Source organism: Lachnospira hominis (ex Liu et al. 2021), from assembly GCF_014287955.1.
In the GTDB taxonomy this organism is placed as follows: Bacteria; Bacillota; Clostridia; order Lachnospirales; family Lachnospiraceae; genus Lachnospira; species Lachnospira hominis.
The window spans coordinates 419,100-431,729 of the sequence record NZ_JACOPD010000002.1; the positions used below are offsets into that span (position 1 = coordinate 419,100).

General features: G+C 38.4%; 9 protein-coding genes. 2 read left to right on the plus strand and 7 right to left on the minus strand.

Annotated elements, in window-relative coordinates; genetic code table 11:
• Positions 1-87 precede the first annotated feature (87 nt).
• Positions 88-984: a DegV family protein gene (locus H8S01_RS04495; protein ID WP_186836315.1), complete on the plus strand. Its 897-nt coding sequence runs from the start codon at positions 88-90 to the stop codon at positions 982-984.
• A 189-nt stretch (positions 985-1,173) separates the two neighbouring features.
• On the opposite strand, the gene H8S01_RS04500 is transcribed toward H8S01_RS04495, so the two are convergent.
• The 3 genes from H8S01_RS04500 to H8S01_RS04510 all read right to left on the minus strand — a co-directional run bounded on the left by H8S01_RS04500 (position 1,174) and on the right by H8S01_RS04510 (position 7,546).
• Positions 1,174-1,320, minus strand: coding sequence for a hypothetical protein (locus tag H8S01_RS04500; protein ID WP_186836316.1), 147 nt, complete (start codon positions 1,318-1,320; stop codon positions 1,174-1,176).
• Positions 1,317-1,559, minus strand: coding sequence for a hypothetical protein (locus H8S01_RS04505; protein ID WP_021867174.1), 243 nt, complete (start codon positions 1,557-1,559; stop codon positions 1,317-1,319). Before H8S01_RS04505 ends, H8S01_RS04500 begins: the two co-directional genes overlap by 4 nt.
• 245 nt (positions 1,560-1,804) lie before the next feature.
• A complete protein-coding gene (locus H8S01_RS04510) occupies positions 1,805-7,546 on the minus strand; it encodes a glycoside hydrolase family 3 C-terminal domain-containing protein (RefSeq protein ID WP_186836317.1) in 5,742 nt (1,913 codons plus the stop codon).
• A 227-nt stretch (positions 7,547-7,773) separates the two neighbouring features.
• On the opposite strand from H8S01_RS04510, the gene H8S01_RS04515 reads away from it, so the two are divergent.
• Positions 7,774-8,547 carry a helix-turn-helix transcriptional regulator gene (locus H8S01_RS04515; RefSeq protein WP_021867172.1) on the plus strand — a complete coding sequence of 258 codons (774 nt, stop codon included), beginning with the start codon at positions 7,774-7,776 and terminating at the stop codon, positions 8,545-8,547.
• Positions 8,548-8,669: 122 nt separating this feature from the next.
• Here the strand turns inward: H8S01_RS04515 and H8S01_RS04520 are convergent, their stop codons facing one another.
• The 4 genes from H8S01_RS04520 to H8S01_RS04535 are packed head-to-tail and all read right to left on the minus strand — an operon-like array spanning position 8,670 to position 12,551.
• On the minus strand, positions 8,670-9,635 hold the full coding sequence (locus H8S01_RS04520) for an alpha/beta fold hydrolase (protein ID WP_021867171.1): 966 nt from the start codon (positions 9,633-9,635) through the stop codon (positions 8,670-8,672).
• Positions 9,632-10,471: a leucine-rich repeat domain-containing protein gene (locus tag H8S01_RS04525; protein ID WP_186836318.1), complete on the minus strand. Its 840-nt coding sequence runs from the start codon at positions 10,469-10,471 to the stop codon at positions 9,632-9,634. Before H8S01_RS04525 ends, H8S01_RS04520 begins: the two co-directional genes overlap by 4 nt.
• A 14-nt stretch (positions 10,472-10,485) precedes the next feature.
• A complete protein-coding gene (locus H8S01_RS04530; RefSeq protein WP_021867169.1) occupies positions 10,486-11,049 on the minus strand; it encodes an NUDIX hydrolase in 564 nt (187 codons plus the stop codon).
• A 38-nt stretch (positions 11,050-11,087) separates the two neighbouring features.
• On the minus strand, positions 11,088-12,551 hold the full coding sequence (locus H8S01_RS04535) for a 4Fe-4S dicluster domain-containing protein (protein ID WP_186836319.1): 1,464 nt from the start codon (positions 12,549-12,551) through the stop codon (positions 11,088-11,090).
• Between the last annotated feature and the right edge of the window lie 79 nt (positions 12,552-12,630).

Below are 12,630 nucleotides of genomic sequence, written 5' to 3' on the forward strand. Positions count from 1 at the left end.
TATGCTCCGTGATAAACATTTAAAGTAACCATTCATAAAGGTAATAGGAAAAATATTATAAGTAATAGAAATTGGAGATTTAATTTTATGTTTAAAATAATTACAGACACAGCATGCGATTTTCTTATGGATTATGCAGCTTCCGTAGATGTCACACTCATTCCGCTTTATATAACATTTGACGGTGAAACTTATTACAAAGACAGAACTGAGCTTTCAACTGATGAATTCTACAGACGCATAACAGAGGAAAAGATATATCCAAGAACATCTCTTCCAAGTGTCCAGGATTATATAGACGCATATCTTCCTGCCGTAAAGGAAAACATTCCAATTGTTACAATATGCCTTTCTACTGCTTTAAGTGGTGCAGTCAACTCTGCAAGAATGGCAGCACAGCAGGTTATGGAAGATTATCCGGATGCAAAAATCACAGTAATCAATTCTCAGTTCATATCTGCTGCTGAAGGTCTTTTAGTATATGAAGCAATCCGTATGAACCGCGATAACATTCCTTATGAAAAAGCGGTATCTATTCTTCAGAAAATGACAGACATCGGAACAGTTTACTTTACAATCGGCTCTCTTGATTATATCAAAAAAGGGGGTCGTCTTGGAAAACTCGCATCTATGGTAACAGGAATTTTAAATATCAGGCCAAGTCTTTTCCTTAAAAACGGTGAGGTAAACGTAAGCGGTCTCTGCCGTACACGCAAAAAATCGGTTGCAAACGTATTTGAAAGCTGCAAAAAATATTTCACAAGCAGAAACATTGACCCGAATACTTACGATATTTCGGTTGCATCGGCAACTACGCCGGACGAATGTGACGAGCTCCGCCGTCAGGTTGAAGAAGATTTCAAAATCAAATGTGTCGAGAGCCGTGAACGTTTTGACTTACGTGTAAGCTCAATAACAGGCGTACACACAGGTCCTACAACAATCGGAATCGGTATTATGCCTAAGTATGAAACACTGCTGTAGGAATTATACAGTATTAAATTTACACCGTGAATGTACATTATAATATAAAATGCGGGTTATATAATTAACATCCCGCATATTTTGTAAAATATAAAACACGGTATTTTTTGATTCGGACACTTCGTGTCAATACTCAAAAAATACCGTGTTTTATTTTTCATATTAAATTTTACAAAACAATATTTATAATTATTTCTCATGACTAATAATCCATTTTAACATATCCTCAGTAACGATTTTACCCGATGCCAAGTCACGAATACCGTTACTGCCTCCCGTAGCTTCAATCAGCCTTTCGTGAAGTGCAACAACCTGCTCTCTGCTTAATCTTATCATTCAGCAAGCACCTCATAAGCCTGCATATTCTGCTTAATAAGACGCTCTGATATAACATATACGTCCTCTGCAGATGCTATTTTTTCTTTCTCCGCTTTACTAAAGTCAATTACAAGATACCTTGGTACATTGTTTTTAAGAATAACCGCTGCACCATATTCGTCAACAACTCTTGCAACCTTTGAAAAATTCTGATTAGCTTCTGTTATAGAAATCATTGTATTTGTATCTACTGTCACAATACACACCTCTCTTTTTTATTGTACACATATTCTAGGATAAATATAACCTATTTTTATAGCTATTACATTAAACTTTTAAAATATCTTCCGAAATCATAAAACACGATATTTCCATGTAAATTAAAACGCTCCTTTCCGTGCGTGAAGTGATTGTTTCTTCTCACTTGTCCGCCCGAAAAGGAGCATATTGTTTCTATTCGTCGGAACTGATTCCGCAAATAATTTTTTTGTGCAATTATTGATTACTCTTCATCTTTTCTGCACTTTTTGCCTGTAAGTGCAAATCCCGCACCAAGTGCTGTTACAGCCGCACTTACTGAATACCATAATAATCCGCTTTCACCTGTTGCAACAGCTTCTTCTGTCTTGGACTGTTCTGTCTTAGATTCATCCGTATTGGTGTCATCTGTTGTTCCCTGGCTGTTTCCGCCGTTTCCGTTTGAATCATCTGTTCCCGGCGTCGGATTAGGTGTTGGGTCCGGTGTCGGTGTTGGGTCTGGTGTCGGTGTTGGGCCCGGTGTCGGTGTTGGGTCCGGTGTTTTTTCTTGTGTAGGCATCTTTTCAAAACTTCCAAGATTGTATACATTCGTATATCCTAATTCCATTGCCTTTTTAACAGCACTTTCGGCTCTTACACCTGATGCACACGCAAAGATAAGCGGTGTGCTCTTGTCATAAATACTAAGTCCCGTCTCCAATGTATCCAACGGAATATTAATTGAGTCGATTGCCCATTTTTCTTCAAATTCTTCCGCTGTTCTTACATCAATAAGCTTTGCACCGTTTGCGAGCAGAACATTAGCTTCGTCAGGTTCTATCGAATTTCCTCCGATGCTTCCCATCTCGATTTCTTTTTTGTTTGTTCCGTCGCTGACAGTCATAATATCATTTTCTATAGTCATTATCTTATTATCGAAATCACTGACTTTTTTAAGCTTGTAACACTTCTGACAGCTTGTAAAAACAATCACAAGTCCGTTATCGCATGATGCGTATAATCTGTCTTTATATACAGCAAGTGCATTTATTGTATACTTATCGTTTGCATTGTATGCAACATCTGCTTCGGCAAAATACTCCGTACTAAGTTGTGTCATTGTGCCGTTGCTGTCCTGTATCCATACTTTTGTATTGTCGGTCAGGTCATTTTTCGTAAGAACTGCTTTTGCACCGCCCCAGTCAACAAACTGAACAGGTGTGTCAATATCTTTTATTTCATCTTCCGAATCGCCTGCACCGTCGGCATAATACTCTACTATTACAGCAAATATCTGTTTATTGCTGCTGCCGCCGTAAATGTATACAGGATTTTGTGTATCTTTTACTTCAAGACTTACAGAAGCCACAGAACCCGTACCCGGCTGAGTTGCCTTATTATCTTCGCTTTGATAAACAGTCATGCTTCTTGCAGCATCACCGCCCAAAAATACAGCCGTTACCTTACATGGTGCTTTCGGTGTGAAATAAAGGCTTCTCTTTGTCGTGCTTCCCGAACCTGCCTGCCATGCTTTGTTAAATGAATACTCATATGTCTTATCATTTGCATCTGTATAGGTATATGTTCCTTTTTTAGAGGCAAGTGTCCATGAACCGTATCCGCAAAGACCGTTTACCGTGTCCGCATAAACAGTTCCATCTGTACCTCCTGTGAGCTTTGTATAATCAAACTCCTTATTTTCAAGGTTGTAAACTACAATTTCACTGTCCTTAGGTGTCTTGTAAATCTTTTTATATGAATCGGAAAGCTGTTTTCCGTTTGCATCATATATTGCAAATTTAACTATATCACCCGAAACCGCTCCTGTTTCAATCTCATATTCACCTGTTCCTGATACAACAGTCTCAACTGTACTCTTAACAGACGAATCTTCATTTAATACCTGTGCCGTAAGCTTGACATCTGATGATTTTACGCTTCCGCGATATTTAATAGTAACTTTCGCTCTTCCGTTTGTCCTGTTGGCAACCTTACTTATGATATAAGGCAAATCATCATTATTTTCTATGTAATTCAATCTGAAATAATCAAGATTGCTTCCGTTTGTCTGTACATATACCGTCGTACAGCCGTTCTCATCAAGCAGTCCGTTAAGCTGTGCATTGTATACTACATCCTCGTTAATCGTAAATTGTGTATCTGCCCATGTATCCCATGTGCCTGTTGCTGCTGCCTGTGAAGATGCGATGAGCTTATCAGGCAATGCACTTTTATCAAGACTTATATTGATTACCGAATCGTTTTTACCGGCATATCTTGCAGTGATACCGTCAATATTTGATAATTTTACATCCTTATATTCAATCCATGTATCTCCGGCACTGCCGACATTAAAGCCGCCGCTGCTTCCTTTCTGTGAATCCGTCAGGCTGGCACCGTTGCCGTTATCCGCATACTCTGCTTCTATCTGTGTATTTACATGAACCGTAATTTTTCCGCAAATCATATTTTCAAGGTCTGTTGCGGTAATCTGGATTATTCCGTTTCCGTATACCGTAAGATTTCCGTTTTCGTCAACAGATGCGGTCTTACGTACAGAATCGTCTGTTTTCTGAACTTTCCATGTAAGTTTTGAATTGTCTATTATTTTTCCGTCTTTATCCGATACGCTTAACGCAATTCCCGTATAAGGTGACGCATTTGTAATTGTGCCTGTTGCCCCGTTATATTCAGGAATTCCGCCATCACGGTAATCAATCACACCAGATTTGATAATCTCAGGATTTACCGAAGTGATATTGTAAACAGACTCAAGCTTATCCATATCTACGGAATTCATGTCATTTACAGCTTTTGAAAGAACATTGTCAAGCTCGTCTCTTGTTGAAACTTTTCCGAGATTTTCAACGGCCTTATTGTATATATCCGTCACTTCACTGTAATTTTTCTCAGAATAAGCTGACTTTGGAAGTCTGTCAAATGCCGTTTTAAGTTCAGCCTTTGCATTATCTATTTCAGACTGATAAGGTTTGATTTGTAATTTGTTTACAACAGGATAAGAATCTGTCTTTGTAACACCGTCTACCGTAACAGAAACAGTAACCGTTGTTACACCTTCTTTCTTTCCTGATTTTACATTTCCATCAGAATCAACCGAAGCGATGTCATTATCGGCACTCTTATAAGAGACAACTGTATTTTTATCTGTCAAATCAACCATAACTTCATTAGACATAACAGCCGTTACATTTGATTTGATTACAGAAGCTGCTTCAAGTCCGCTGCCATCTTCGCAAATAAGACCGTCAACCGAAACTCCGTCAGGAATTGCCGTAACATTTTTCAAAACACTGTTAAGTGTTCCCGTAACATCAAATGTCTTTTTATTTGCTGTATCATCTGCATTTGATGAAATATAAGCCGTATATGTTCCTGTAGGAACAATGTCCTTTTGTGCTGCCTCGTCAAAAAGATACATATCAGCAACATTAAGATTAAATGTTACTTTCTTTGTCTCTCCCGGAGCAAGCTCAACCTTTTCAAAACCTTTAAGCTGCTTTGCCGGTGTTGTTCCCTTTCCTGCCGCCGGATGTGAAACATATAACTGCACTACTTCTTTTCCTGATACTGAACCTGTATTTTTAACATTAACCGAAATTGTTACTTTATCGTTTGCATCTGCTTTTGTTTTGTCAACAGACATATCCGAATATTGGAAATTCGTATAACTTAAACCGTAACCGAAAGGATATACAGGAGTATTTGTATAATACTGATATGTATGTCCCGGATTATTTCCGTCTGCCTGGATATTATAATCCGTGTATGAGCCTGTTATTCCGCCTATAGTCTTAGTTGTTCCGACAAGCTCCATCTTGTTGACATCGTCATTTTTATACCATGTTGTCGATAATCTTCCTGAAGGATTTACCTCCCCCGTAAGGACTTTTCCGAGTGCTGTTCCCTGTGTCTGTCCGTTGTAAGATGTCCACAGTATTGCTTTGCACTTATCGGCAAAAGGTTCAACATTAATCTGTCCTACAGTCTGCATTACAACAATTGTCTTTTCAGGATATGCTTCTGCAAGTTCCTGTACATGTGACTGTGAATCAGGAAGATTTATAGAAGCTCTGTCCTTTGACTCAGACGAATCTGCCGTACCGAAGCCTGCCTGTTTCGGAACAGTTCCCGCATATGCAATAATTACGTCTGCATTATCAAGCTCCGTTTTGTATGCTTCAACAGAAAACGGTTTAGCAGAAACACTTGCACTGATATACATATCGGCTTTTCCGTTGTAACCGCCGTCCGCACCTGTATATTCACCCTTACATGCCATGTATGAAGAAGTGCTTTCTGTTACCTCTGTCGAAACAGATGCCACAGTAGGTCCGCCGTTTCCGTATGCAATATTTAACGAACCTCCTTTTCTTCCTCCTGTTGCCATTTCAGCTTCAACAGAAACAACATCAAGAAAATCAACATTGGAAATAACCGCAACAGCTTTTGTCGTAACATCTGTAAACGTTCCGTTTGAAAGTGTCATTCCCGATACTTTTTCTGCTTTTGACAAATCAACTTTGCGTTTTGTTCCATCTTTTAAAATCAGATTGATGCTCTTTATATTAAATAAAGGTTCATCATCAGATACTACACCGAGATGATTTACATCTATATTCTTTTTATCGAGTTCTGTCGTAATACCCTGAATAGGCGTAACCGTTTTTGTCGGTGTACTTGAATAATCGCCCAAAGCAAGTGTGTTTGCCATATTTCCGACAACAACCGCTTTCTTTACGCTGTTTCCGAGCGGAAGTGTGTTATTGTCATTCTTTAAAAGAACCCATGATTCCTCTGCTGTCTTTTCAGCGATTTCAACATGCTCGTCACATTCGATTACATCAGAAGATGTTCCCGTGTACGGAGTTTTCTCGTCAAATTCACCTGCCTGGAATCTTTTTAAAAACAACTCGTATACTGTATGCTCAAGTTCTTTTTCACTGAGATACCCGTTCATTACGGCAGCCACACCATATAATGTAGACTTGTTACCGCCGCCGAGATTACATTCAAGGTTAAGACCTGACTTATAAACCGTACCGATATACTGTTCATCAGGAAGTTTATCGTTTCCGAGCATTCCGATTTTAAAGGTGCTGTTGTTAAGCATATATTCACCGGCACCGCAGTCGCTTGTAACATATCCCTTAAATCCCCAGCTTCTTCTCAACAAATCTTTAAGAAGATATGAATTTGAAAGAGACGGTATGAAATTATATATATATTCACCGTTTCTGCTTACTGTTGTTGCATTATAAGATGACATTACAGAACCCGGATTTGATGACTCCGTAATATTCTGAAATGCCTTTGTATAATAATTTCTCATATTAAATTCCGTCATAACAGATGTACCGGAACTTCTCTTTGCTTCATTATTATTGGCAGCAAAATGCTTTAATGTTGCTATTGTCTTCAAATAAGTCGTATCATTTCCCTGCATGCCGTTTACAAATGCCGCACCGAGCTGACCCGTAAGATATGGGTCCTCTCCCATACTCTCTTCATTTCTTCCCCATCTCGGGTCTCTTGCCATATTAATCGTAGGTGACCAATATGAAAGATTATATCTGTCATTCTTTGCTCTCGCCTCTGTAGATGTCGCGTCGGCAAGCTTATATATAAGCTCCGTGTTCCATGTATTCGACATTGAAAGAGCTGTCGGAAAACTTGTAGCTGTGCCCTGTCTTGCAACTCCGTGCAAAGCCTCTTTCCAATAATCGTACGGTGCAACGCCGAGTCTCTCGATTCCCGCAGCCTTATATCCGAGCTGTGCCACCTTTTCTTCAAGTGTCATTCTTGATACCAGGTCTGCCGCACGCTCTTCAAAAGAAAGCGACGTATCCTGATAAGGCAGAATCTCCTCCGCCTTATTCACGGCAATCTTCGTCTGTGCTTTCGCACTCACCGAACCAATCGGCATAACAATGCCCGGCACTGCCAATAAAACCGACATTACCAGGGCAAGACCCCTTTTTAACCTCATAAAAATCCTCCTTACCAAATTACATTTACTTCTAACTGAATATTTTTTATAGAATATAAATCTCTGTATATTCTACTCTTGAATTTTATATGAATATACTTTAGAATAATAGTCAGATTTAGCATAGAATTGCTCAAAAATTGCTGTATTTATTTTGAATTTTTATAAAATTTACACTACTATTTTCACAAAAGTCAGTAATTCATACAGCAAAAGGAGGTTATGACATGGTCCCTTTTTATGAAATTCAGCGTTCGGACATTAAGATAATTCATAACAAAAGAGAATTAAACTATCCGACACACGTTCACGAACATATGGAGATTCTTTATATATTTGATTTGAGCCAGCATATCAACATCGACGGAATAGACTATGAAATCAATGCGGGAGAAGCCGCAATTATTTTTCCGAACACCATTCACACTTATTACAGGGAAGTTTACCGTGACACAGATGAAATCTGTCTTTTGTTTCTGCCCGGTATATTTAAAGGGTTATTTCAAAATTTTTTCGACGTACAACCCGAAAGTCCTGTGATTACCGACATTGACAGCTCTGTAAAGCTCGCCTTTAAAGAACTTCTTAGCTGTACTGATTTCACCGAACAGGTCGCCTGGACAATGCTTATTTTTTCAAAATTAATAAAAAAATTAAATTTGACCCACAAACAGTCCATTCCCGTTGCCGGACTCACCAAAAAAATCACAACTTATATTTCTCTTAATTTCAAAGAAAATATCACACTTGACCTGCTCGCAAAAGAATTCTGCGTCAGCAAATTTTACATATCGCATACATTTTCCGAAAAATTAAAGGTCAGTCTGTCGGAATACGTTTCATCCATACGTGCAAAATACGCCGCAGAGCAGCTTTTAAGCACCGACGATTCAATCACAAACATTGCTCTCAATTCCGGATTTTCAAGCCAGAGCACATTTAATCGGACATTCTTAAAAATTTACGGAATGTCACCGAGGGAATACAGGAATAACTTTTAGGTTAATCATAACCGATAAAAAAAGAGACCTCACTCTCTCGAATGAAGTCTCATAACATTTGAACCCGACCTTATTTTAGTTGCTATCGAGTAGCAACAAATGTATTCATAAAACAATTACTTTTATCCTACTCTCTCAACTATCCAGTTATAAATGTCCTCAAACACTTCCTGTGCGTTTATTTCACTGTGAAGCTCATGGCGGCAGCCATCATATAACTTAAGTTCAACATCATCCATATGTTTTTTATATTTGTTATAAATACGCTCTACTGCCTTTCCATATTCTCCTACAGGATCCGCATTTCCAGATGCGATAAGAAGCGGAAGCTCCTTTGGTGTCTTTTCGATATTTGCATCATTAATTACATATCTGATGATTTTTAACATACCTTCATACGCATTAACCGTAAAAAGGAAACTGCATTTTTCATCATTTACATAATCATTTACTATATCAGGATTTCTTGTAATCCAGTCCGAATCTGTAACAGGATTTTCTATACGGTTGTTGTATGTCCCGAACATCATCCTGTTAAGCGTTTCGCTTCTGTAATGGTCACCATGAAAAAGCTTTGTGAACTTTACAGCTAAAAGTCCTCCGTCAACCATAATCTTTGGCTGGTTGCCGGTTCCTAATATAACAGCCGCATCAAGTTCATTACCATACATCATAAGATAACGTCTTGTCATAAATGAGCCCATGCTGTGTCCTATAAGAATATATGGCAGTTCAGGAAAACGCTTTTTCATTATAATTGTCAGCTTGTGCATATCTTTAACAAGATAAAGTCCGCTGTTATTTCCTTTTGCAAAATATCCCCAGTCATTTTTATCATTAACTGAATCTCCATGTCCCAGATGGTCATTTCCAGCCACAACAAATCCACGTTCAGTAAGATATAATGCAAGTCCTTCAAATCTTTCTATATGGTCAATCATTCCATGTGCAATCTGAACCACACCTAAAGGATTTTCATATTTTTCTTTATCAGGATACCATATTACAGTATGTATATCACACACGCCGCTTGTTGATTTAAATATATGTTCTTCTTTCTTTATTTTTCCAGCTGATGTCTCTGTCATTGTTTCTCCGTTCCGCCCGCGGCAGCTCCCCAATAAGCACCGCCAAGCTTTCCTTTATATTCTACAAATTTAACTTTATAAAAAGCTTCCTGTCCTACCTGTCCAACTGTGTCAGGAACACTTACAGTAAGATTGGTGCATTGGCTGAAAGCTCCATATCCGATATTTTTTACACTTGACGGAATGCTTAATTCTGTAATACCTGTACATCCTGCAAATGCATAGGTTCCTATTTCTTCAAGTGATGAGCCCATATCAATCTTTGTAAGCTGTGTATTGCCATAAAATACACCCGAAGCTATTTTTTTAATACCATCAGGCAGCTTATATTCTGATTGTACATTCTGCACAGAAGAAAGAATGTTATTAATTATTACAGCTCCATACTGCTCATATTCATTCTTTTCCCATATTGTATTTTTTACAACATTAGTTCCAACCGACTCTATTGTTGACGGAAAATTAATAGTTTCAAGATTATAACATCCTAAAAAGGCATTTTCACCTATCGTTTCAACACCTTCGGCAATCGAAATCTCTTTAATATTTGCACAATCCCTAAACGATTCTCTTGCAACTGATGTAACTTTAATACCATCAATTTCCGTTGGTATGATAAATGATGACTGCTCTTTTGCCGCATCTGTAAATCCGGTAATTTCTATTGTCGCATCATCTTTTTTCACATATGTAAACATCTGTGTTCCCGGCTTTTTTCCACAGCCTGCCAAAACAAGCCCACACATCATTACAAGGTAACACAAAACCGCAGTTGACATATTTCTTTTAAACATAACACATACTTTTCTGCCAACTTTACTTATAAATGTATACATTAATTTCCTCCATTTTACTTCTGCTTTGACCACATATAACAATATGCCTGGCTTCTCGCGGCAAATGGCTGGTTTTTAAGAAGTTCCCTTATCTGTTGTCTTGTATACCATGCTGCCTGTATTTCTTCAAGTGTTGATGAACTTGGTGCAAATCTTCCTTTTGCTTTTCCGATTACTACAACATTAGTTTCATTAGAAAAACCTATTGCACTGTAACTGTTAATAAGTTTGTCTTCAACCTTTACAAGTTCAAGTCCCGTCTCTTCTCTTAATTCCCTTGCCGCTGCCTGTTCCGGCGTCTCCCCTGCATCTACAAGCCCTGCCGGAAAATTGTATACATAATCATCAACAGCCATTCTGAATTCCCTGTTTAACAATATATGTTCGTCATCTTCATCAGTCATAATAATGACAACTCCGTCAGTCTTTGGATTTCTAATCTGATCTTCACTGTCAATATTGCGGTTTCTGCTTATCATCTCATATACTTTTTTCTTATTATCTTTTGTTGTATATGTAAGATTATACCTGTTTATAAATGCACCTTCATGCACCTTTTCTATTCCATTAAATTCCACATCTGCTACCTGCCTTATTCTTAGTATCAGCATACAATTTATTTGTGCATGCCAACCTTTGAAGCATCAAATTTATCAAGATTTTCATGAACTCCACGCTCATCGGCTTCCTGTATAAGCTTATCTCTGTCTTTCTTAAAGAACTGCTCTGCCTTGTGTCTGCTCGGACCGCCTACACATCCGCCCTCGCACATCATTCCCTCTATAAAATCAACATCAAGCTTTCCTGCTTTCATAAGAAGAAGTGCTTTCTTACATTCATCAGCTCCGGCACACTTTTCAATCTTGAAATCTGATGTATCAACTCCTGATTCTTCCATACTCTTTAAAACAGCTGCCGTAACACCTCCGCCGTTACCAAAACGCTTGCCATAAACACTTGACTGCTGTGCTGTATTTTCCTCAGGTTCAAAAACTATTTCTTTAGCACGCATCATTGCACGGAACTCACCTATTGTAAGAACATAATCTGCATTTCCTTCAATTGACTTATCCTTGATTTCATCTTTCTTGGCAATACAAGGTCCTACAAACACCGTGATGGCGTCAGGATATTTTTTCTTTATCATTCTTGATATTCCGCACATCGGCGAAACAGTATCTGATATACACTCAATAAGTTCAGGATAGCACTTTTTAATCATATTAACAAATGCCGGACAGCATGATGTAGTCTTTTTTCTGCCTTCATCATATGCTTCTGCCCACTCTGCTGCCTCAGATGCTGCTGTCATATCAGCTCCAAGTCCTACCTCATACATATCAGTAAAACCAAGTTTCTTACATGCTGTACGGATACTTGCCATCGTGATATCTGCTCCGAACTGTCCTTCCATAGCCGGTGCAAACATTGCAAATACCTGTTTTCCTGAAATAATAGATTTAATAACATCAACTATTGCTGTCTTTGAACCAATTGCACCGAATGGGCATCTATGTATACATTTACCGCAGCGGATGCACTTACTATCATCAATAAGACAGATTCCCGTCTCTTCATCCATAGTAATTGCACCCACAGGACAGGCTTTTTTACATGGTCTTATAAGGTCTGCAATCGCATTATATGGGCAGTTTCTTGCACACATTCCACATTCCTTACATTTATCAGGATCAATATATGCCCTGTCACGCCCCATCGAAATCGCACCAAATTTGCATGACTGCTGACATGCTCTTGCCATACATTTACGGCAGTTGTCAGTTACAATATAGTGTGAAAGCGGACAGTCTGCACAGGCAGATTCTATTACCTGAATTACATTATCTGATTCCTGCTGGCCATTATCGTTAGGACAAAGTCCTTCTGCAAGCCTTACTCTCTGTCGTACGATTTCTCTTTCCTTGTATACACAGCAGCGAAACTTAGGCTTCAGCCCAGGAATCATTTTATATGGTAAATCTTCTTTTTTGTCGTCAAACTCACCCGAATAAGCTAGTTTTGCTACTTCATATAATACTTCATGCTTGATTTTTAAAATTGTTGCGTCATTTGTCAGCATATTGTACTCCTGTCTGTCTGCTTGTTTCTTTCCGGCATAAATGCCTCACAGACCATTAGATTTATTTATTAAAATATAC

Bases quoted from the DNA above. Each gene is read 5' to 3' on its own strand.
- H8S01_RS04495 (WP_186836315.1), top strand. From the start codon at position 88: ATGTTTAAAATAATTACAGACACAGCATGCGATTTTCTTATGGATTAT.
- H8S01_RS04500 (WP_186836316.1), bottom strand. From the start codon at position 1,320: ATGATAAGATTAAGCAGAGAGCAGGTTGTTGCACTTCACGAAAGGCTG.
- H8S01_RS04510 (WP_186836317.1), bottom strand. From the start codon at position 7,546: ATGAGGTTAAAAAGGGGTCTTGCCCTGGTAATGTCGGTTTTATTGGCA.
- H8S01_RS04515 (WP_021867172.1), top strand. From the start codon at position 7,774: ATGGTCCCTTTTTATGAAATTCAGCGTTCGGACATTAAGATAATTCAT.
- H8S01_RS04520 (WP_021867171.1), bottom strand. From the start codon at position 9,635: ATGACAGAGACATCAGCTGGAAAAATAAAGAAAGAAGAACATATATTT.
- H8S01_RS04525 (WP_186836318.1), bottom strand. From the start codon at position 10,471: ATGTATACATTTATAAGTAAAGTTGGCAGAAAAGTATGTGTTATGTTT.
- H8S01_RS04535 (WP_186836319.1), bottom strand. From the start codon at position 12,551: ATGCTGACAAATGACGCAACAATTTTAAAAATCAAGCATGAAGTATTA.